This window comes from Streptomyces sp. NPDC056987 (assembly GCF_042673865.1).
GTDB lineage: Bacteria > Actinomycetota > Actinomycetes > Streptomycetales > Streptomycetaceae > Streptomyces.
Map to the genome: position 1 here is coordinate 137,247 of NZ_JBHURV010000023.1, position 20,813 is coordinate 158,059.

Annotated in this window: 10 protein-coding genes; 4 read left to right on the plus strand and 6 right to left on the minus strand. The window is 73.1% G+C overall.

Annotation, left to right across the window (positions count from 1 at the left end; all coding sequences use genetic code 11):
* Positions 1-82: 82 nt before the first annotated feature.
* The 4 genes from ACFTZC_RS25320 to ACFTZC_RS25335 all read right to left on the minus strand — a co-directional run bounded on the left by ACFTZC_RS25320 (position 83) and on the right by ACFTZC_RS25335 (position 14,317).
* Positions 83-1,750, minus strand: a complete 1,668-nt coding sequence (locus ACFTZC_RS25320; protein WP_382893411.1) for a phytoene desaturase family protein — start codon at positions 1,748-1,750, stop codon at positions 83-85.
* The gene (locus ACFTZC_RS25325) at positions 1,740-11,285 is read right to left on the minus strand and encodes an amino acid adenylation domain-containing protein (protein WP_382893413.1); all 9,546 of its coding nucleotides are present in this window, start codon (positions 11,283-11,285) and stop codon (positions 1,740-1,742) included. The genes ACFTZC_RS25320 and ACFTZC_RS25325 overlap by 11 nt, the downstream gene beginning before the upstream one ends.
* A 198-nt stretch (positions 11,286-11,483) precedes the next feature.
* On the minus strand, positions 11,484-12,404 hold the full coding sequence (locus tag ACFTZC_RS25330; protein WP_382893415.1) for a sterol desaturase family protein: 921 nt from the start codon (positions 12,402-12,404) through the stop codon (positions 11,484-11,486).
* Positions 12,405-12,760: 356 nt separating this feature from the next.
* Positions 12,761-14,317, minus strand: coding sequence for a hypothetical protein (locus ACFTZC_RS25335; protein ID WP_382893417.1), 1,557 nt, complete (start codon positions 14,315-14,317; stop codon positions 12,761-12,763).
* A 226-nt stretch (positions 14,318-14,543) separates the two neighbouring features.
* Here ACFTZC_RS25335 and ACFTZC_RS25340 point away from each other — a divergent pair, with 226 nt between their 5' ends.
* The 3 genes from ACFTZC_RS25340 (at position 14,544) to ACFTZC_RS25350 (ending at position 17,720) form a co-directional block, all read left to right on the plus strand.
* Positions 14,544-15,866: a PIG-L family deacetylase gene (locus ACFTZC_RS25340; protein WP_382893418.1), complete on the plus strand. Its 1,323-nt coding sequence runs from the start codon at positions 14,544-14,546 to the stop codon at positions 15,864-15,866.
* Positions 15,867-15,958: 92 nt separating this feature from the next.
* On the plus strand, positions 15,959-16,456 hold the full coding sequence (locus ACFTZC_RS25345) for a hypothetical protein (RefSeq protein ID WP_382893420.1): 498 nt from the start codon (positions 15,959-15,961) through the stop codon (positions 16,454-16,456).
* A gap of 184 nt (positions 16,457-16,640) precedes the next feature.
* Positions 16,641-17,720, plus strand: a complete 1,080-nt coding sequence (locus tag ACFTZC_RS25350; RefSeq protein ID WP_382893422.1) for a lactonase family protein — start codon at positions 16,641-16,643, stop codon at positions 17,718-17,720.
* A gap of 104 nt (positions 17,721-17,824) precedes the next feature.
* Here the strand turns inward: ACFTZC_RS25350 and ACFTZC_RS25355 are convergent, their stop codons facing one another.
* Both ACFTZC_RS25355 and ACFTZC_RS25360 read right to left on the minus strand, forming a co-directional pair.
* Positions 17,825-18,745 carry a sirohydrochlorin chelatase gene (locus ACFTZC_RS25355; RefSeq protein ID WP_382893424.1) on the minus strand — a complete coding sequence of 307 codons (921 nt, stop codon included), beginning with the start codon at positions 18,743-18,745 and terminating at the stop codon, positions 17,825-17,827.
* 95 nt (positions 18,746-18,840) lie between these two features.
* Positions 18,841-19,821 (minus strand): N-acetylglucosamine kinase, encoded by a 981-nt coding sequence (locus ACFTZC_RS25360; protein ID WP_382893426.1) that lies wholly within the window; start codon positions 19,819-19,821, stop codon positions 18,841-18,843.
* Positions 19,822-20,003: 182 nt separating this feature from the next.
* Here ACFTZC_RS25360 and ACFTZC_RS25365 point away from each other — a divergent pair, with 182 nt between their 5' ends.
* Positions 20,004-20,681 carry a uracil-DNA glycosylase gene (locus ACFTZC_RS25365; protein WP_382893427.1) on the plus strand — a complete coding sequence of 226 codons (678 nt, stop codon included), beginning with the start codon at positions 20,004-20,006 and terminating at the stop codon, positions 20,679-20,681.
* Positions 20,682-20,813 lie beyond the last annotated feature (132 nt).

A 20,813-nucleotide genomic window follows, 5' to 3' on the forward strand; every position in this document is an offset into this window, starting at 1 on the left:
CGGGCAGGCGCCATGCCGTGCTCTCCTCGGTGTCCTCGTGGGCTCTCGCGTACGTGTTCCCGGCGGTCGGCCGCGGTGGCGCTCACCGCACTCCCCGCTGTTCGAGCTGCGGCAGCTTCCCCAGCTTTCCCGGGTGCCAGGGCTCGGTGCCGCCGCTCTCCCAGGCCCGGAACTCCAGGCCCAGCTCCGCGCAGAGGTACTGCGTCACGAACCGTCCGCTCGACGCCGCCTTGATCAGGCTCCCGCCGCCGAACCACTGCCCGGCCAGCGAGAAGCCGCGCAGCCCCGGCAGCCGCATCCGGTCCTTGTTGATCAGCGCGGTGATCACGTCGTCGGCGTCGGTGAACGACTTCCACGCGAGGATGGAGCCGCCCTGCACCCCCGTGTACCGCTCCGTGGTCACGGGCGACGCCACGTCGATGACCTCGATGGCCGGTCCGATGCCCGGATGGTGCCGCTCCAGGAAGGCCCGTACGAAGTCGGCCACCTCCTGCTTGCGCGCCCAGTACCCCTTGCGGTCCGTGCGCCGCAACTGCTTCCAGTACGCGTAGTCGCTGAAGTACGTGCAGTGCACGACGGAGTTGCCGGGCGGCGCGAAGCCGTCCGAGTACCGCGAACGGAGCTGCACGACCAGGCTCTTCTGACTCACGCTCGGCAGCGCCGCGCAGTCCTCGTCGGAGAGCAGATAGGTGGTGCTGTGCCGCTCCGCTTCGCCGAACTCGCCCCGGAGGCCGACGAAGGCGGAGACGACCCCCGGGTAGAGCATCTCCGGGCGGTCCATCATCTCGTTGAAGAGGGTGTCGACCTTCGGGCTGGAGTACGCGCCGCCCAGCAGCTTGTTGATGGTGGTGTAGCCGTCGCAGGTGGCGACCACATGGTCGGCGTAGTGCCGCTCCCCGCCGCGCAGCTCCACCCCGATCGCCCGGTCGTTCTCGATCAGGACGCGCTCCACCCGCGCCCGGTAGTCGACCTGCCCGCCCAGCGAGGTGTACCGCTCCTCGACCGAGCGCGCCAGCCCCAGCGAGCCGCCCTGCGGGAAGCCGGCGTTGCTGTGGTGGGCGCTGGCCATGTTGAACAGGTAGGGCAGCAGCGGGAAGACCTCGTGGTCCTGGAAGAAGATGAACGGGAACGCCCGGCGCAGCAGCGGATCCTGGAACCGCTCCGTGAACCGCTCCATCCGGGTCGCCGCCGTCCGCCAGAACAGCAGGAAGTCCGGCAGGACGATCCGCAGCGTGGCGAGTTTCTCCCGGACCGACTGGAGGGGCGGCGGGGTGAGGAACGGATAGTGGTTGATGGCGATGAAGCGCCGCAGGTCGCGGCAGAAGGCGCGGATCGGCTTGGCGTCGGCGGGCGAGATCTCCAGGAGATGCGCCTCCAGCCGGTCGGGGTCGTTGTAGAAGGTCACCGCCCGGCCGGACTCGTCGACGACGGTGTTGAACATCTCGAAGTTCGCGATGCTCTTGCCGTCGAGGGCGCCCAGCTCCCGCCACAACCGGTTGGCGTCGTTGTTCCGGCCGGTGCCGGTGAGCCACTCGATGCAGTAGTCGAAGACGTACCCCTGCCGGGACCAGGCCGTGCAGCACCCTCCCGGCAGGACGTGCCGTTCGAAGATCCGGGTCTCGGCGCCGCTCATCTCCGCATAGCAGCCGGTGGACAGACCGCCCATGCCGGCGCCGATGACGATGACGCGGGGACGGTCGCCCGGCGCCCGCTCACGCGGGTGCCAGACGGGGCGGTTCTCACGCGACATGGGGCTCATCTCCGGCGAGGTCGGTGGCTCCGGTCATGACGGCGAGGGTGAGTTCGGCGTTCCGCGCCAGGTACTTCTCGTCGAGCATCTCCGCGTGGGTGCCGTGGCCGCGCAGCAGCTCCGTACGGCTGGTCGAGGTGCCGTGCCAGGTGCCGCGCTGCCCCGCCGCGTAGAACGGCGCCTTCCGTTCGTCGGAGATCACACTGACCGTGCCCGAGACGGTGCCGGTGTTGGGCGTACGTCCGCAGAAGTCCAGGTACTCCCTGGCCTGGGCGAGGGTCGCGTCGGCGACCGCCGTGGAGCCGGTGTGGCGGTGCAGATGGCCGCGCAGCTCGTTCTCGAACGCCTCGATGTGCTCGTCCGCGAGCGCCTGGGCCTCCACGATCCGGTACGAGTCCATGATCACCACGTGGGGGACCGCGCGCCCGCGCCGTTCGAGTTCCTTGGCGACCTCGAAGGCGAGATTGCCGCCGAGGGAGTATCCGAAGAGCGAGCAGGCGCCGTCCGGGCGGAGCGACTCGATGAGATCCGCGTAACGGATCACCTTGTCGTCGCCGTCGACATGGTTGAACGCGACCAGCTCATGCTGGGGCAGGTGCTCGGCGAACCTCCGGTAGACGAGGCCGTGCCCGCCCGCCGGCGGGAAGCAGAACAGGGTCGGACCCCGGCCGGCGTTGAAGGTCAGATACGGGCTTCCGCCGGAGATCTCGCCGGTGATGATCGACTCGACCGTCTTCGCCATGCCGTGCAGCGTCGTGACCTTGAAGAGCAGACTGACCGGCACGGTGATGTTGAACTCGGCCTGGAGCCGGTGGATCAGCTCGATCAGCTTGATGGAGCTGCCGCCCGACGCGAAGAAGTCGCTGCGCAGCCCCACCTGTTCCTGGGAGAGCAGGGACTGCCAGTGCGCCGCCATCCGCTGCTCGTAGAGCGTGACCGGCGGCTCGTGGCTCTCCTCACCGGACTCGGCCGGCGGCTCGGGCAGCGCGGCGACGTCGACCTTGCCGTTCGCGGTGAGCGGCAGGGCGTCCAGCGCCGTGAAGCGGGCCGGGATCAGATAGGTGGGCAGCCGGGTGGCGAGATGCCGGCGCAGTTCGCCCGCGTCCGGCGCGGCCCCCGCCACCGGGACGTAGTACGCGCACAGCACGGACTCGCCGCGGGCGTCGGCGCGGACGGTGACGACCGCGCGGCTCAGCCCCGGCAGGGAGACCAGCAGCGACTCGATCTCGCCCGGCTCGATCCGGTGGCCGCGCACCTTGAGCTGCGCGTCGGCGCGGCCGATCAGATGGATCAGCCCCCGGGCGTCCCGCCGGGCCAGGTCGCCCGTGCGGTAGAGCCGCTCGGGCGCCGCCCCGGGGCCACGCCCCAGCGTCAGCTCCACGAAGCGCTCCGCGGTCTGCTCCGGGTCGCCCGCGTAACCGAGGGCGAGCCCCGCGCCGCCGACCCAGAGTTCACCGGTCACCCCGGGCGGCACGAGATCGCGGTGCTCGTCGAGGATGTGCAGCGAGCAGTTCGGCAGGGGCCTGCCGATCGGCACCAGCTGGTTTGGGGCGAGCCCGTCCGCCGGGCCCTCGAAGTACGCGCTGTCGACGGCCGCCTCCGTCAGGCCGTACGAGTTGATGACCCGGGTCCCCGGACCGCACAGGGCACGCAGCCGCTCGTACTCCTCGACCTTCCAGGCGTCGGAGCCGACGATCATCAGCCGCATGAAGTCCAGCCGGTACCCGCCGTGGGCGCAGTGCTCCATCAGGGCGCGGGCCACCGCGGGGACGAACTCGGCGCAGTCGACCCCCTCGCCGGTCATCGTCCCGTACAGCCGGGCCGTGTTGAGGAGCAGGTCACGGCCGATCAGGACGAGCCGGCCGCCCGAGCACAGGGCCCGGACGAGATCCCCCGTGAAGACGTCGAACGAGACGCCCGCCATCTGGAGATGGACCCCTGGCGCCGCGTCGAGCCCGTACTCCTCGTGCCACGCCGCGCGGACCGCCGCGAGCGCCCGGTGGCTGACCCGTACCGCCTTCGGCCGGCCCGTCGACCCCGAGGTGTGGATGACATAGGCGGGCGCGTCCAGGTCGACGGGCGCGTCGTCCGCCTCCGGCCGCGCGCTCTCCGCCGCCCCGCCGGGCCCCCCTACGCCGGGGACCTCGGTGAGCAGCGCGACCCCCAGCCCCGCGAACCGCTCCCGCTCCCCGGCGCCGGTGACGACGAGCGCCGCCCCCGCGTTCTCCGCCATGAGGGTGAGCCGGTCGGTGGGATGGGCCGGGTCGAGCGGCAGATACGCGGCGCCCGCCTTGAGCACGGCCAGCAGCGCGACGATCAGCTCCGGCGACTTGTCGAGGCAGACGGCGACGACGTCCCCGCGCCCGATACCCCGCTCACGCAGCCGGCCGGACAGCAGCCGGGCACCGTGTTCCAGCTCCCCGTAGGTCAGCCGCCGGGTGTCGCCCGACTCGGACGGTACGGTGACCGCGACGGCCTCCGGCGCCCGGGCCGCGGCCTCGGAGATCAGCCGGTGCACCGGCACGTCGTGCGGCAGCGTCCGGCCCCGCGAGGCCGGCGCGCCCAGGATACGGGCGCGCTCCCGGGCCCCCAGCAGGTCCAGCCGCGCCACCGGTTCCTCGGCGGGGACGCTGGTGAGGGCGTCCAGCACCTGGATGTAGTGGGCGGCCATCCGCTCCACTGTCTCCGCCAGGAAGATGTCGGTGTTGTACTTCAGCACGCAGTGGAAGCGCCGCTCCGCCTCGTCCTCGTACGCAGAGAGCGTCAGGTCGAACTGCCCCTCCTCCTCGGGGAGTTCGATGTACTCCAGCCGGTATCCGTACTGCTCCGTCGCCACCTTGTGGGCGAGCAGGATGAACATCGCCTGGAAGACCGCCGACCGGCTCGGGTCGTGCTGGAGGCCCAGCTCCTCGACGAGCAGCACGAACGGGTACTCCTGGTTGTCGAGACCGCCGAGGACGACCTGACGGACCTGGGCGAGGAGCGCCGCGACGGACGGGGTGCCCGACAGATCCGCGTACAGCGGCAGCGGATTGACGAAGTAGCCGTAGACGGAGCCGAACTCCTCCTCCGTACGGCCGGTCACCGGGGAGCCCACGATGATCTGGTCCTGGCCCGAGTACCGGTGCAGCAGTACGTAGTAGGCGCTCAGCAGCACCATGTACACGGTGACGTCGTGCTCGCGCGCCAGGGCGTGCACCCGGGCGCTGAGATCGGTGTCGAGGACGAAGAACTCGGACGCGCCGTTGTGGGTCTGCACGGCGGGCCGCGGCCGGTCCGTGGGCAGGTCCAGGGCCGGCACCTCGGCGGGCAGACTCGCCCGCCAGTGGTCCAGCATGCGCCGCGCGTCGGGCGAGGCCAGGAACCGGTTCTGCCAGTTGAGGAAGTCGAGGTACCGGGCGGGCACCGGCGGCAGTTCGACGGGCCGGCCGGAGCACAGCCCGTCGTACAGCGACAGGAGTTCCTCGATGAAGGTGAACGTGGAGATCGCGTCGGAGATGATGTGGTGGACGGCCTTCATCACGATCCAGCGGTTCGGGCCGCGCTTGAACAGCCGGAACCGGACGAGCGGGTCGCACTCCAGATCGTACGGACGGCGGTACTCGCGGACGATCATGTCGTGGATGTCGTCCCAGACGCGCCCCTGCACGTCGAAGAGGGCCACGTCCGGTTCGTTCGCCGTCGAGACGCGCTGGACGGGCTGGCCTTCCTCCATGGTGAAGTTGGCCCGCAGCATCGGATGCCGCTCCACCAGGGCGCGGAACGCCGTGAACATCCGCTCCGGCTCGATCCTGGTCCTGATCTCGACGGCGCCGCCGATGTTGTACGCGAAGCCCTCGGGGTTGAGCTGCTTGAGGAACCACAGGGCCTTCTGGTTCTGCGTCAGAGGATGGCGGGACTCGTCCTCGTGGATCTCCACCTCCGCCGCCGCGCCCGCTCCGTCCGCCGCCTCCGCGACGAGGGCTGCCGCCGCCTGGTGCAGCTGATCGCTCAGCTCACCCGCCGGAGCGCCGCTGAGCAGCGCCACCAGCGGCAGGGCCACACCGGTCTCGGCGTGGACCCGGGCGCGCAGCTCCATGGCGAGGAGCGAGTCGAGACCGAGGGCGGCGAGGCTGCTCGTCCCGTCGATCCGGTCGGTGGGCACCCGCAGCACCGTCGAGGCCACCACCGAGAAGCGCTCGGCGACGAGTTCGGCGCGGCGCTCCTCGTCCGCCGTACGGAAGAGGTCGAGGAAGCTGCTGTGCTCGCCCGCGTCCGCGCCGCTCTCGGCCTCCGCGGCCAGCTCCGCGACGAGCGGCGGCGGCGACGCGTACCAGGCGAGGAAGACCTTCCAGTCGACCACCGTCGCCACCAGCAACTGGGCGCGGTCCTGGCCGAGTACACGCTCCAGGACAGCCATGCCCGCGTCGGGGGAGAGCGAACTCATGCCCCGGCTGGTGCGGTAGTGCCGTACCAGGCCCAGCTCCTCGATCATGCCGGTCGCCCACGGGCCCCAGTCGACGGAGAGCGCGGGCAGCCCGCGGGCCCGGCGGTGGTGGGCCAGCGCGTCCAGGAAGGCGTTGCCCGCCGCGTAGTTGACCTGGCCCGCCGTGGTGAGCAGCGAGGCGATGGAGGAGAAGAGGACGAAGTGGTCCAGCGGCTCGTCGCTCAGCCGGCGGTGGAGCAGCCAGGCACCGGCGGCCTTCGGGGCGAGGACCGAGTCGAAGGCGGTCCGGTCCATGGCGGGGACCAGGGTGTCCTTGACATGCCCGGCGAGATGGAACACCCCGCGCACGGGCGGGGCGTCCTGGCCCCGGTACGCGGTCAGCCACGCGTCCAGCGCCCGCTCGTCCGTGGTGTCCAGGCAGGCGTGGACGGGGTGGGCGCCCAGGGCCTCCAGCTCCTTGACGAACCGGGCGCCCCGGCCCGCCGCCGACTCCGGGTCGAGCCCCCGCCAGGCGGCGCGGTCGGGCAGGGGGGTGCGGCCCACCAGGATGAGATGGCGGGCGCCGCGCCGGACGAGGAAGCGGCACAGGAGCTGTCCCAGCGCGCCGAACGCGCCGGTGACGAGATAGGCGCCGTCCGGGCGCAGCCGTGGCGCGAGGGGACGGGTGAGACCGTCGGGGCGGGTGAGCCTGCACAGGAGACGCCGGTCGCCGCGCAGGGCGATCTCGTCCTCGGCGGGGCCCTGCCGCGCGGCGGCGACCAGCACCTCGTCCAGCACCGCCCGCGCCTCCCGCGCCCGGTCGGCGCCGGTGCTTCCGGTGCCGTCCGGGCCGTTGGTGTCGTCTGTGCCGTCGGTGCCGTACGGGGCCAGGTCGATCAGGGTGCCCCGGTGCGCGGTCAGCTCCTGATGGCGCAGCACCCGGCCGATGCCCCAGGCGGGCGCGCCCAGCGGCTCCACGGGAGCGTCCCGGCCGACGGCCTGCGTACCGCGCGTGACGATGTGCAGGGCGGCGGGGGAGGCGAGTTGGCGCGCGTCCTCCTGGAGCGCCTGCGCGAGGGCGACCAGGGAGTACGCCCCGAGCGTGCTGTGCTCCTCCAGACGCGAACGCTCGGTGTCGTCCAGCACCGGCAGGTCGAGGTTCCATAAATGGACGATCGTGTCGATGCCCGTGGTGTGCGCGGCACCGGCGGGCCGTTCCGCCCCGTCTCCGTCTCCGTCCCCGGCCAACTCGGCGAGGAGCGCGCGCAGATCGTCGGCGCTGCCCGGGACCACCGTGGAGGCACCGCTTCCGGGCCGGGTGGCGTACGCGGCACCCGGCCGTACGAGATGGCAGTGGCCCCCGCGCGCGGTGACGAGTTCCGCCAGCGCGTCCGCGACCCCGCCGGGCGCGTCGGCGAAGAGCAGCCAGCGGCCCGGGGCCGTGGTGCCGGGCACGGTGGTGTCGAGCGGGCTCTCCGTCCAGGTGGGTTCCGCGAGCCAGTTGTCGATCGTGGCGAGCGCCACACTGGCCGACGCCTTCTCGACATCGGCGGCCCGGAACCCGCCGATGTGCCCGAGCGGGGCACCGTCGTCCCCGTAGAGGGTGATGTCGCCGACGAGTTCACCGGCGGGCCGCCGGGTGACGGTGGCGTGCACCCACAGCGGCCGGTCGCCGACCGGGCCGGTGCGCACCTCGTCGATGGAGAGCGGCAGCAGGATGCCCGTGGACCCCTCCGCGCCGTCCTCGGCGGGACCGCCGTCCGCGCCGTCCCCGAGCCCCACGGTCAGCAGGGTCTGGAAGCAGGAGTCGAGCAGTACGGGGTGGAGGTGGTGGCCCGCGGCGTCGTCACCGATCGCCTCGGGCGGACGGATCCGCGCCAGCGCCTCGCCCGGCGCGGTCCACACCTCCTCGATGCCCTGGAACGCGGGCCCGTAGTGGTAGCCGAGGCCGCTCAGCGTGGCGTAGCACTCCGGACCGTCGAGCCGGCGCTCGCCGCGCGCCCTGATCCCGTCGAGATCCAGCGGCGCCCGCGGCGCGGCGCGGTGACCGGCCCGGACCACACCGCAGGCATGGACGGCCCGCTCCTCACCGGGGCCCGACCCCGTCGCGACCGTGAAGCCGGCGCTCTCCGGCGAGAACGCGAGCTGTACGGTGCGGGACGTGTCGTCCGGGAGGAAGAGGGCCTTGCGGAACTCCACGGAGCCGAACGCGGCCTCCGTGCCGCCGGTCAGCGCCCGCACCGCCTGGGCGGCCATTTCGAGATAGCCCGCGGCGGGGAACAGGGCCCGGCCCTGGATCCGGTGGTCGGCGAGGTAGGGGGCGCGCTCCACGTCGAGCTCCGCCTCCCACACGGGCTCCGTGGTGGCCAGCCGGCGGCCGAGCAGCGGATGGTCCTCCCGCCCGAGCCTGACCTGCGCCACGGGCTGCGGCTCGTGCCAGTACCGGTCGCGCTTCCACGGGTAGCGCGGCAGCGGTACGGTCCTGCCCCCGGGCTGGAGCACGTCCCAGGCGATCTCGGCGCCCAGGTTGTGCAGCGCGGCGAGCGAGGTGGTGAAGCGGAGCGGCTCGTCCTCCTCACGGCGGATCGACGGCAGCGTCACCACCTCCGCGCCCGGCTCGGCGGCCCGGCTCTCCAGGCACTCCTTGATCGAGTGGGCGAGGACGGGGTGCGGGCCGATCTCCAGGAAGACGCGGTGGCCGTCGTCGGCCAGGCGCTCGACGGCGGGCCGGAACCGGACGCTGTCGCGGACATTGCTCCACCAGTACTCCGCGTCGAGTTCCGTCCCGTGCGCCAGGCCCTCCCGTCCCGTCAGATAGAGGGGGACACGGGCGGGGCGCGGCTCGATCCCGGCGAGGCAGTCGAGCAGCTCGTCCTTGATCCCCTCCATGAGGGCGCTGTGGTACGGCACCCGGACGGAGAGGAAGCGGGCGAAGACCTGGTCGGCGCGGAGCTCCTCGGCGAGCGCGGTCAGGGCCGCCTCGTCCCCGGCGAGGGTGAGGGAGGTCGGGCTGTTGACGGCGCCGACGGACACCAGATCCCCGTACGGCTGGATCCGGCGCTCGGCCTCTTCCTCGGCGAGCCCCACGGCGAGCATCGTCCCCGTCCCCACCAGCCGTTGCTGGAGGCGGCTGCGGTGCACGATGATCCGTACCGCGTCGCTCAGGCTGTAGACCCCGGCCTCGTAGAACGCGGCGGCCTCACCCGTGCTGTGGCCGACGATGGCGTCGGGGCGCACCCCGTGGGCGCGCCACAGCGCGGCGAGACCGAGCTGGACGGCGAAGTTGGCCGGCTGGGCGAGCCAGGTCTCGGCCATCCGGGAGCTGGTGGCGTCCGCGCTCATCTCCTCGACGAGGGACCAGCCGGTGAGGGCGGCGATCTCACGGTCGCAGCGCTCGACCGCCTCGCGGTACACGGGCTGCGTGGCGAACAGCTCCCGGCCCATGCCCCACCACTGGGGGCCCATCCCGGTGAACACCCAGGCAAGCCTGCGCTGTTCGGGGTCGCGCCGACGGCCGGTGAGCACCCGGGGGTGGGCCTCGCCCCGGGTCCCCGCGCGGAGCGCCTCGGCCAGGTCCTCGCGGGAGGAGTAGACGACGGAGAGCCGGGCGTCGTGGTGCTGGCGGCGGTGGGTGAGGGTGTGGCCGAGGTCGGCGAGGGAGGACACCGGCCCGCCGCCCGGGGCGGCGGCCGTCAGCTCCCGGTGGATCTCCTCCGCCAGGACGGGCAGCGCGGACGCGTCCCGCGCGGTCAGCGGGAGGACGGTGCAGCGCGGGCGCTCCGCGGGGGCCGGCCCGTCCACGGGGGAGGACGGCGGCGCCTCCTCCAGCAGGACGTGCGCGTTCGTGCCGCCGAAGCCGAACGAGTTGACGCCGGCGCGCGCCGGGCCCTGGTGCGCGGGCCACGCGGTGACCTGCGTCGGGATGGTGAACGGAGCTGCGGCGAGGTCGATTCCGGGGTTGATCCGCTCCAGGTTGATGTGCGGGGCGATCGTACGGTGCTTGAGGCTGAGGGCGGTCTTGATGAGCCCGGCGATCCCCGCGGCCGACTCCGAGTGGCCGATGTTGGTCTTGACCGAGCCGACGTAGCAGGCGGCGCCGGGCTCCCGGCCGACGGCCAGCGCCCGGGCGAGCGCGGCGGCCTCGATGGGGTCGCCGACCGGCGTGGAGGTGCCGTGGGCCTCGACGTACTGGAGGCTGCCCGGCGTGACCCGGGCCTCGGCGCAGACCCGCTCGATCAGGGTGACCTGGGCGTCGGCGCTGGGCACGGTGATGCCGTTGGTACGGCCGTCCTGGTTGACCCCGCTGGCCGTGACCACCGCGTGCACCGGGTCGCCGTCGCGGACGGCGTCCGCCAGACGCTTCAGCGCGATGACACCGACCCCCTCGGCGCGTACGTAGCCGTCGGCACCGGCGTCGAAGGTACGGGAGCGGCCCTCCGGAGAGAGGAAGCCGCCCTTGGTCTCGGCGATGGTGTACTGCGGCGTGAGATGCAGCAGCGTGCCGCCGGCCAGCGCGAGGGTGGACTCGCCGCGGCGCAGGCTCTCGCAGGCCAGGTGCACGGCGACGAGGGACGAACTGCACGCGGTGTCGATGGAGAGGCTGGGGCCGCGGAAGTCGAAGCAGTGCGAGATCCGGTTGGACACCATCGTCATCATCGTGCCGGTCGCCGTGTGCGCGGCCAGGGTGTCGAACCGCAGGTCGGCGAATTGCACGATCTTGTAGTCCAGGGTGAACGCGCCGATGAACACACCGACATCGCTCCCCGCCAGCTCCGCCGGCTTCTGGCCGCCGTCCTCCAGGGCCTCCCAGGACACCTCCAGCAGCTTCCGCTGCTGCGGGTCCATGTGCTCCGCCTCGCGGGGGCTGATGCCGAAGAAGGCGGGGTCGAACTCGTCGAAGCCGTCGATGTAACCGCCCCTGCCGCCCACCAGCCGGCCCGGCTTGGCCTTGTCCCTGCTGCCGAGCGTGGTCACGTCGTACCGGTCGCGCGGCGTCGGTCTGATGCAGTCCTTTCCGTCGAGCAGGTTCTGCCAGAAGGTGCGGTGGTCACTGGCGCCGCCGGGGAAGCGGCAGCCGATCCCGATGATCGCGATCTTCTCAGGAGGCGTGGTGCGGAGCGATTCAGCCATGTCGGCTCCTTGGGTGGTCAACACGCAACGTGCGCGAAGGACAGGCGCGCGCATCCGTGCCGCCGCCGGTGCGACCGGCGGGGCCCGGATGCCGCGCGCGCGAACGCGAGAGCGGATTGCGGGTTTTATGGGGAGTGAGCAGTGAGGTGAGGGAGGGAGGAGGGGCGCGGGGAGGGGAGAGGAGAGGAGGGGAGAGGATCAGCCGGTGGAGCCGCCGGCCTTGGGTGACCGGCGCACCGGGTGGACCAGGGTGGCGACGATCGCACCGGTCCCCGGGAAGGACCGCGGGTCCACGAGGCCGACCGCGGCCGGTTCGCGCCCCGGCCGCCAGGTGAAGCTGCCGAACGCCCGGTCCCAGATGGAGAAGTCAGAGCCGTAGTGCCCGGCCTCCGCCAGATCCGTGCTGTGGTGCAGCCGGTGCTGCTCGGGCCCCACGAACACATGGTTCAGCCGGCCGAGGGCGACGTCGATGTTGGCGTGCACGAAGTACCCCTGGGCGATGACGAACAGACCCGCGCCGAACACCGCCGTCTCCGAGAACCCGACGACCGCCAGGGACACTTGGACGAAGGCCTGGGAGATGAAGACATCAGCGATGTGATTGACACCGTTGTTGGCGACATTCACCTTGTCGGGGACGTGGTGCACGCCGTGCAGCCGCCACAGCCACCGGTTGGTGTGTCCGAGCCGGTGCACCGCGTAGCCCGCCAGCGAGCCGAGCAGCAGGGCGAGGGGTATCTCGGCCCAGAGGGGCAGCAGGGGATCCGCCGTCGCGAGCGCGCCCGCGCCGGCCACCACCAGCGACTGCGCCAGCGTGCCGCCCACCGTCGTGAGGACGAAGTACACCCCGTACCAGCGCCACTCCCGGCGGCTGGGGTGCCAGGCCCGCTCGTACGGGATCAGCCGCTCCAGCGCCGCGAGATAGCAGAGCAGCGAGAGCTGGAAGCCGAACGTCGCCAGGCCGGTGTCCCAGCCGTACCGCACGGCTGCGGCGAAGACCACCGCGACCGAGATCAGCAGAAGCGGGTGGCAGCCACGGGAGAGCAGCTCCTTCGCCATGGCGCGGACGTCGGCCCCGGACCCGGGCCGCCCCGCGTCACGCAACGTTGAACCGGACATGTCGCACCCTTCGCTGATGGGGAAATGGGCAGGAGCGGGCAGCACTTTCTCCCGGCATTTCACGCACCCGGAGCCAGGTAACAGCATGCGTTGGATCAACTACGGGCAGCAATATCGTCTGATCGGCGCACGGAGGCTCGACAGCCCGGTACGCCGTCGGCGCGCGCCCCCGGCGCAACCCCGGCAGGGCGCTCCGCGCGGCATGAACGCAGCTCCGGCGGGCCAGGCGGGCGGTTGCGCGCGCATGCGGAGCGGGAAAGCCACCCTGACGAGTGGCCTCCCGTACGGTTCGTGACCGGAGCCCTGGGTACGGGGCGGCGTCAGCGCGGAGGGTCGGACGCGGCGCCGCCTACGGATCAGCGGCCCGGCCGTCCCGACCGCGCGTCACGGACCGGCCGCGCCGACGGCGAGAGATAGGCGCGGCAGTTCCGCAGCCCCGGCAGCTCCGGCAGCCGGTGGAGCCGCCAGTGACGGGCGTACGCGGGCGGCGCGTCCCCGTCCGTGACCACCACCGCCACCGGGCGCCCCCGGGCGAGCGCGGCGAGCCCGGCCGGGGTGACGCTCGCGTCGTGACCGCCGGTCTGCCGCGACGCGCAGCCGGTGCGGAAGGCGATCCTGACGGCCTCGGCGCCGCTGATCACACAGGGCGGCCCGACCCCCTGGCGGTGCAGTTCGGCCGCCGCCCGGCCGAACGCCGCCCGGCTGATCCGGCTGCGCGCGCTCGCGCCGTCCAGGACGGTGTACTGGACGGCCAGATGCGCGGCCAGCGCCGCGGCCAGCGCGGCCACGACCGGCCGCCGGGGCCGCGCCGCCCGGCCGATCCAGGTCAGACAGAGCGCCGCGGGCAGCGCGAGCAGCGCGTACGCGGGAAGCAGGAAGCGCGCCGCCCCGTAGCCGATGAGCAGCAGGTACGGCACGGCCAGCGTGAGACCGGCCAGCGTCGGCAGCAGGACGACGGCCGTCCGGCGCAGCCGCACGGCGGCCAGCACCCCGCCCGCGGTCAGGGGCGGTACGAGGAACCACCACACCGCGGTCAGCGGCTGCCGCCACGGCACGTCACAGGGGCGGCAGAGCAGCCGTCCGTCCAGCGAGCGGAGCTGATGGCCGAACGCCGGCTGCCAGCCCAGATCCCCCTGGATCTCGTCGGCCCGCCGTAACCGGGCCAGGAGGCCGCCGTGGCTGACATAGGCCTCGACGACCCATTCGGCACAGCCGAGAGCCACGCCCCCGGCCACCATCAGCACCAGCGCCGGGCGCCGCCAGGACCGGACGAGCAGCGCAGCCCCGGCGAGCGGGAGGGCGAGCCAGCACGCGTCGCCCGGCCGCATGAGCGCGACGAACGCCAGACCAGCGCCGACCCCGGCGAGCGCGGCGCGGTCGGAGCGCTCCCGCGCGGCCCGCAGGAAGCAGCCCACGGTGAAGAGGGCACCGAAGGCGACCCACAGGTTGGGCATGACCCGCGGACCGTAGAACACGGTGATCCACAGCCCCGCGAAGAGCGCCCCGGCGAGCGCCAGCACGGGAACCGGCAGCAGCCGCCGCCACACCCGCAGCGCGAGGAAGAGCCCGGCTCCCGACAGCAGCGCCAGAAAGACCCGCAGTGCCTCGACGGACGTGGTCAGCGCGGTGACCGGTGCGACGAGGAAGGTGATGCCCCGGGCGCGCGGCGCGCTGAAGAACGCCGCCTCCGCGTCCCGGCCGACCTGGCTGACGTACACCGTCTCGTCCCAGCCGAGCCCCGAACCGGGCAGTGCGAAGGCCAGTTGGACCAGGGTGTACGCGACCGCGACCACCGCCAGCGGCCCGAGCGGCCCCAGCCGCCCGCCCGCTCCGGCCACGCGGCGGACCCGGCCCGCGCCGGGCCCCGAGCGTCTGCCCCGCGGGCCCGAGGCCACGGCCGGCGTCTGTGCCATGTCCCCACGCTGCACCGGCGCCGTCCCCCGGGCCATCAGAGCGCGCCACTCGGACGAACGGCCCGGTCGCCGCCCCATCACGCGGTCACCGCCCCATCACGTGGTCGCTGCCCCGTAAAGGGAACGCCCCCTGCGCGTCGCACCCGGCCGCCGTATCCCCGTGATGAAAAATCTCGCCGTGAGGAAAACCGGTGTACGAGGCAATCCCCGGCGCCCGCTGTGGGCCGTGTCCCTCCTGTCCCTCTGCGCGGTCTTCGGCACCCTCGCCGCCCCGCCCCGGCAACGGCCGGCGGAGCCCTGCGAACGGCTCGTCGTGGGTGTCGCCCATCAGGACGACGACCTTCTCTTCGTCAATCCGGAGATCCAGCGGACCATCTCCGCGGGGTGTTCCGTCAGCACGGTCTATCTGACCGCCGGGGACGCCGGTCACCCCTTCGGGAAGAGCTACTACGTGAGAAGCCGGGAGGACGGCGTGCGGGCGGCGTACGCCGCGATGGCGGGCGCCGCGGACCGCTGGACGAGGGACGACGTCGTCGTGGGCGGCCGCGGACTCCTCTCGTACACCCTGGCCGAGAGAACCGGAGGAGCCGAAGGCACAGCGGGTGAAGCCGGCGGAGCCGGGGTCCGGCTCACCTTTCTCCGGCTGCCCGACGGACTGCCCAGGGGCAGTGGCACCACCACCAACCACCACCAGAGTCTGCTGAGGCTCTTCCGCGGCGAGATCCGGCACATCCGGCCGGTCGACGGCGGGCGCGCCTACACCGAGGGCGAACTGCTGCGCACCCTGACCGCGTTCGTCGACCGCGAAAAGGCACGGCGCGTCCGGACGCTGGACTACGACAACATCGCCTTCGGGCACCATGAGACGCGCTCCGTCGACCACAGCGACCACAGCGACCACGCGGTGGCGGGCAGATATGTCAGAAGGGCCGCCTACGAGGCGGCGGGCCGGCCCCCGGTGACGCCGTACCTCGGCTACACCATGTCGCTGCTGCCCGCCAATCTGGGTCCGGCGCGGAAGAAGAGGAAAGAAGCGGTGTTCGAGACGTACTACCGGCATACGGGGTGCGTGCCGAGGAAATGCCCCGCGGTCCTCCCGTACGGCCTCGGCTACCGGAACTGGGTCGGCAAGGAGTACCGGAGAATACACCGGGAGCCCCGCCCCGGCGAGATCATGTCCGCGATCGCCACGACGGACTCCGGCCGTACGGTGGAACTCTGCCTGGCCGGGGGAGGCGGCAAGGAGGGAACCGCCGAGGTCGTGACGGACGCGTGCGACGGCGCGCGGGCCCAGCGGTGGAGTTTCGCCGACGGCGCCGTCCGGACCGCGGTGGGCGGACGCTGCCTCACCGCGCCGTACGGGAACTCCTCGTCGCCCTTCCTCACCGCCTGCGACGGGTCGCCCGGCCAGCACTGGTGGCGCGACGCCGGGGGACGGATCGGCTCCCAGGACGGCTGCCTGTCCCAGGACGACATGGTCAACCTGCGCCCCCGGCTCCGCCTGGCCCGGTGCGCCCCGTACCGCCCGGAGGTGCGCTGGTACGGCTGAGGCCGTGCGCGTTCGCCCGGATCCGGCAGAAGTCCGGCAGAAGTTCGGCGGAAGTCCCTCTTCCGCCGAGAACCGTCACTAGCGTCCGGTGCATGACAGATTCAGCGCAGATGCGCACACGAAGAACGCTGGCCGCGGTCGTGGGCGCCGCCGTCGCGGTGATCCTCGGAGTCGGCGGCGCGATGGCGGCGGGGTCGGCGGACGGCGGAGCGGCGGGCGTCGGCGCGACCGCCGGTCCGGCGGCCGACGGGAACACGGTCGGGGTCGGAACCGACGGCGGTACGGGGGGAAGCACCACGGACGGGAGTGGCGCGGACGCCGGCGGCACGGACGCCGGCAGCGTCAGCGGTTCCGGAGGCGCCGAGCCCAGCCCGGGAGATTCGACGGGAGGCACCTCCGGCGATCCCTCGAACGACCCCACCGGCCACCCCACCGACGGCCCCACGGGCACTCCCGGCACCCCCGCCGACCTTGAGGAACTCGCCAGGCGCATCGACGCGCTCGACAAGAAGGTCGACCAACTGCCCACGAAGAAGGAACTGGCCGACGCGCTACGCGCCTTCGCCGACCAATTGGACACCCAGGACTGACGGCCCGGTCCCAGGTCCGGACGGTGTGCGGCGGTCCGGAGCGGAGTCCGCCCCGCCGGGCGGGACCGCGCCGGCCGCCTCCCCGTACCTGCCCCGCCGGGAAGAGCGTCCCGGGGCCGTGATCTTCCCGGCGCGGCCTGCTACGGTCGGCCGGGCACCGGGGCGGGCCTGGAGGGGAGACACGGTGAGTGGCGACAGCGGTGGGCACGACGGCGGACGGGCCTTCATCGGGTCGTTCACCTCGTCAGGAGGGCTCGGCATCATCGCCGCGGCCGTGGACGCGCGCACCGGCGCGCTCACCGCGCGCGGGGTCACGGACGCCGTGGCCGATCCCTCGTACCTCGCGCTCTCGCCGGACGGCACGGTCCTCTACGCCGTCTCCGAGACCGACGAGGGCGCGGTGGCCGCCTTCCGCCCCCGGGACACCGCCGCCGGGTCCGCGGCGCCGAGCCCCCTCGGGGACCCCGTCCTCGTGTGCGGCTCGGGACCGACCCATCTCACGTTCGCCGCCGGGCGTCTCCTCACCGCCAACTACGGGTCCGGCAGCCTCTCCGTCCTGCCCGTGGCCGCCGACGGGCGCCCCCGGGCGGTCACCGGCGTGCTCCAGAACCAGGGGACCGGACCCCACCCGGACCGGCAGCGCGGCCCGCACGCCCACCAGGTGGTGGCCGCCCCCGGCGGGCGGTGGATCCTCAGCCCCGACCTGGGCACCGACACCGTACGGATCTGCTCCCTGGACACCACGGCCGGCGAACTGATCCCGCACGGCTCCACCGCGCTGCGCCCCGGCACCGGGCCCCGCCATCTCGCCTTCCACCCGGCGGGCGGCCACGTCTACGTGCTGGGCGAGCTGGAACCGGTGCTCACCGTCTGCCGCTGGGACGAGGTGCACGGGGTGCTCGAACCGGTCGGCGAGAGCGCCGTCCTGCCCGGCGGCGAGGCGGGCGCGGAGGGCGGGAGCTACCCCTCCGAGGTGGTCGCGGCGCCGGACGGCCGGTTCCTCTGGGTGGCCAACCGGGGCCACGACAGCATCGCCGTCCTCGCCCTCGACCCGACGTACGAGAAGCCGGAACTCGTCACGACCGTGCCCTGCGGCGGGCACTGGCCGCGCGATCTCGTGCTGGACCCGACGGGCCGCAGACTGTACGCGGCCAACGAACGCTCCGGCGACGTGACCTGGTTCGACATCGACCCGGTCACCGGCGTTCCGGTCCTGGCGGGTGCCCTGGCCGCTCCGGCCGCGTCCTGCGTGATCTTCGGCTGAGGGGCGGCTCCGGCACGGGAAGGGCCCGCGCCGGGGTGATCCGGTGCGGGCCCTTTCCCATGCGTACGGGCGCGAGGACGGAGCCTCGGCCGTACGCGGGCGCGTCAGTGCGCGGGTGTTCCCTGCGGCTGCGGGGTGATGCCCAGCGTGGTGGCGTAATGCGACAGCACCAGCTTGCCGATGGCCGGGTATGCGCCGAGCGGCTCCGCCGCGGCGCAGTCGGCCTCCTTGACGGCCGCGTCGAGCAGACCCGCGGGCAGCTCGGGACCGACCAGGTACGGCGCGAGCGCGAGCTGCGTCGAACCCGACTCGCGGAGCTGCTCGGCGATCGCCGCGATCGAGCCCTCCGTGTCGAGCGCGGCGGCCATCACCGGCACGGCCAGCCGCGCGGCCAGCAGCATCCCGGTGATCCCGGCGGTACGGACCGCCTCCTCGCCGCCCACCGTGGCCAGGATGATCCCGTCGGCCGCCGTGGCGACCGTGAAGAGCCTGGCGCGGTCGGCGCGGGCCAGACCGGCCTCCGAGAGGCGTACGTGCAGGCCTTCCGCGAGCAGCGGGTGCGGACCGAGCACATCCGTCAGCTCCACGGCGGCGCCGCTCTCCGTCACGGCCGCGCCGATCCCTTCGATCAGCGCGCTCTCCGGGCCCGCCAGCAGCGGCACGACCACGGCGGCGGGACCCTCGGGCTCGGCCACCTCACGACCGGCGGCCTTGGCCAGCTCGTAGCGCTCCGTGCGCAGCGCGGCGGTCCCGGCCAGTACGGCCTGGAGGGTGGGGTACTCGGTGTCGTCGCCGTCCAGGTACCCGATGTAGGCGTTGAGCCCGGGGAGCTCGGAACGGGCGATGCTGACGACCTCTTCGGCCAGCCCGCGGACGGCGCTGGACGGGGTGCCGGGAACGGCGAGAACCAGCGCGGGCGCACCTTCGGGGGCCGCGACCGGTTCGGGACGGCGGTGGCGCCCCGACTGGCGGGGTCGCGGCATTCGTACGGGCAGGCCGGATGCGGGCCCAGTGGGGGTGCTCATGGCGTCGAATGCTACTGGTTTTGTGGGCGCGGCTGTTCGGGGAGGGGGCGGCTGCGAGCCATCTGTCCTTATATATCCGTTAGGTATTTTTCAGCTCATCTGTCCTGTTCTGTCGAGACGTTCAGCAGGCGCGGATCGGACGGCAGCCGGAGCGTGCCGGTGGCGAGCCCCGCCGCGACGAACAGCGCCCCACCCAGCGGATCCGTGGCCGCGGCGACCGTCGTGGCATGCGGGAGCCGGGCGGACAGCTCGGCGCGCACCGGCCCGAGGAGGGGATCGCCGAGCTTGAACAGTCCTCCCGTGAGGGCCACTTCACATTCACCCGATGGTGGGCAGACCGCTGCCGCCGCGTCCGCGATGTGCTCCGCGGCCTGCGCGAGAATCGAGCGCGCGACCGGGTCACCCGCCGCGCGGCGGGCCACTTCCGGCGCGAACGAGGCGAGTACGGCGGGCCGGTCCGAGCGGGGGTAGAGCAGTCCGGGAAGCTCGCCGGCGGGACCGAAAAATGACTCCATGGCGGACAGGAGCGCGGCCGATCCGCCGCGTCGCCCGTCGTACGACCGGAGAGCGGCCTCCAGCCCGGCGCGGCCGATCCAGGCGCCCGAACCGCAGTCGCCCAGCAGATGGCCCCAGCCGTCCGCGCGGCGCCAGCCCTCCGGCGTCATACCCAGCGCGATCACGCCGGTACCCGCGGCGACGACGGCGCCGGGGCGCTGACCGAGCGCGCCCGCGTACGCGGTGACCGCGTCGGCGGCGAGCGCGAGCCGCCGCACCCCGAGGGAGCGCTCCAGCACGCCGGGCAGCGCGGCGCGGAGCCCGTCACCGAGCGTCGCCATCCCCGTGGCGCCGACGGCGACCGCCGACAGGCCCTCCGCGCCCGCCTCCGCCAGCAGGGCCCGCGCGGCGGGCAGCAGCCGGGTGGCGAACTCCTCCGGGTCGATGCCGGAGGGGCCCGTACGCACCGGCTCGGCGGACTCGGCGGACGAGACGACCGTGACCGCCCCGCCCGGCTCCACGGCGCCGAGCACGCAACGTAGGCCCGAACCGCCCGAGTCGACACCCAGGACCCAGCTCATACGGGGCCACCGGACGGGACGGGCCTGATCACCGGACGCACTGAGGACAAGGGACACCGGACTTCCGGAGGGCGACGAGGACGGAGGTGACGACAAGGATGGATGCCAAGGATGACGACAAGGACGGACGCCAAGGATGACGCCACATGTGATGTCACAGATGAGGAGTAGAGTAACGCCTTGTGGCAGCACTACCGTTGAACGAACTTGTCGAGCCCGGATGGGCGGACGCGCTGGGACCCGTGGCGGAGCGCGTCGCCACCATGGGGGACTTCCTGCGTGCGGAGATCGCGGCCGGCCGTACCTATGTGCCGGCCGGCGCCAACATTCTGCGCGCGTTCCAGCAGCCCTTCGACGAGGTGCGCGTCCTGATCATGGGGCAGGATCCGTACCCGACCCCTGGTATGGCCATCGGGCACAGCTTCGCGGTCGCGCCCGACGTGGCCAATCTGCCCGGCAGCCTGGAGAACATCTTCCGGGAGCTGCACAGTGACCTCGGACTGCCCCGGCCGTCCAACGGCGATCTGACCCCGTGGACCAAGCAGGGCGTACTCCTGCTGAACAGGGCCCTCACCACGGCGCCCCGCAAGCCCGCCGCGCACCGCGGCAAGGGCTGGGAAGAGGTGACCGAGCAGGCCATCCGCGCGCTGGTCGCCCGCGGCAAGCCGCTCGTCTCCATCCTGTGGGGCCGCGACGCCCGTAACCTGCGCCCGATCCTCGGCGACCACCCGGCCATCGAGTCCGCCCACCCCTCGCCGATGTCGGCGGACCGCGGGTTCTTCGGCTCACGGCCGTTCAGCCGCACCAACGACCTGCTGGTCCGCCAAGGGGCACAGCCGGTGGACTGGCAGTTGCCCTAGAACCTGGGCCGGGCTCCCCCGGGGAGCCCCGGCGGTTTCCGGCCCCACCGTCAGCATGGCCGGGTGGTGTGGGTGTGGGGGGCCAGCCGCCCCGGCCGGGGGGTTTTGCCGGGGTCTTTTAAACAACAGACG

Bases quoted from the DNA above. Each gene is read 5' to 3' on its own strand.
- ACFTZC_RS25360 (WP_382893426.1), bottom strand. From the start codon at position 19,821: ATGAGCTGGGTCCTGGGTGTCGACTCGGGCGGTTCGGGCCTACGTTGC.
- ACFTZC_RS25335 (WP_382893417.1), bottom strand. From the start codon at position 14,317: ATGGCACAGACGCCGGCCGTGGCCTCGGGCCCGCGGGGCAGACGCTCG.
- ACFTZC_RS25355 (WP_382893424.1), bottom strand. From the start codon at position 18,745: ATGAGCACCCCCACTGGGCCCGCATCCGGCCTGCCCGTACGAATGCCG.
- ACFTZC_RS25320 (WP_382893411.1), bottom strand. From the start codon at position 1,750: ATGTCGCGTGAGAACCGCCCCGTCTGGCACCCGCGTGAGCGGGCGCCG.
- ACFTZC_RS25345 (WP_382893420.1), top strand. From the start codon at position 15,959: ATGACAGATTCAGCGCAGATGCGCACACGAAGAACGCTGGCCGCGGTC.
- ACFTZC_RS25330 (WP_382893415.1), bottom strand. From the start codon at position 12,404: ATGTCCGGTTCAACGTTGCGTGACGCGGGGCGGCCCGGGTCCGGGGCC.
- ACFTZC_RS25325 (WP_382893413.1), bottom strand. From the start codon at position 11,285: ATGGCTGAATCGCTCCGCACCACGCCTCCTGAGAAGATCGCGATCATC.